The sequence below is a fragment of the Gordonia alkaliphila genome, assembly GCF_039542465.1.
Classification (GTDB): domain Bacteria; phylum Actinomycetota; class Actinomycetes; order Mycobacteriales; family Mycobacteriaceae; genus Gordonia; species Gordonia alkaliphila.
The window spans coordinates 1-828 of record NZ_BAABIE010000051.1 but is presented as its reverse complement, the minus strand read 5'-3'; the positions used below and the strand labels follow the sequence as shown (position 1 = coordinate 828).

General features: G+C 63.4%; 1 protein-coding gene. It reads left to right on the top strand.

The window, feature by feature from the left end; genetic code table 11:
* The coding region (locus ABD989_RS17660; RefSeq protein ID WP_345314508.1) for an ISL3 family transposase at positions 1–828 on the top strand (828 nt) is incomplete at both ends.

Below are 828 nucleotides of genomic sequence, written 5' to 3'. Positions count from 1 at the left end.
ACTGCAACATTGCGGGTCAACTACGAGATCGGGTCGAGCGGGTCCTGACTGACACTCCTGTCGTCGGCTATCCAGTCCTCCTGCACGTGATGGTTCCGCGGTTCGTGTGCCACACCAGCGACTGCTCGAGGTCGGTCTTTCGCGCGAGGATCGACCACATCGCCAGGGCTCGAGCAGTGGTCACGACCAGGACCGAACGCTGGATTTTGCAGCGCATCGTGGTCGACAAGATGAGCGTGGCCGCCGTCGCCGCGAACCTCGCGATCTCGTGGAGCACGGTCAACCAGATCGCTACAGACGCCGCTCGCGCCTTGGTCTACGACGGCGACCACCTCGACGGGGTCCGGTGCCTCGGTGTGGACGAGCACAAATGGAAACACGTTCGCGGACAAGGGGAACCGAGTTTCGTCACGGTCCTGATCGACCTGACTCCGGTCATCGACGGGACCGGCCCGGCACGCCTGCTCGACATGATCGGCGGCCGCTCCAAACACGTCCTCAAACAGTGGATGGCCGCCCGGGACCAGCAGTTCCGGGATCGGATCAAGGTCGTGGCGATGGACGGATTCACCGGCTACAAGAGCGCCACCGCCGAGGAACTCCCCGCGGCCCGGGTGGTGATGGATCCGTTCCACGTTGTCCATCTGGCCGCAAGCAAACTCGACTTGTGTCGGCAACGGATCCAGCAGCAGGTATGCGGACACCGGGGCCGCAAGGACGACCCGCTGTACAAGATCCGCCGGATTCTGCACACCCGCACCGAACTGCTCACCGACAAACAGAAGATCCGCCTGTTCGAGTCGCTGACCAGTCACCACGACCATGTCG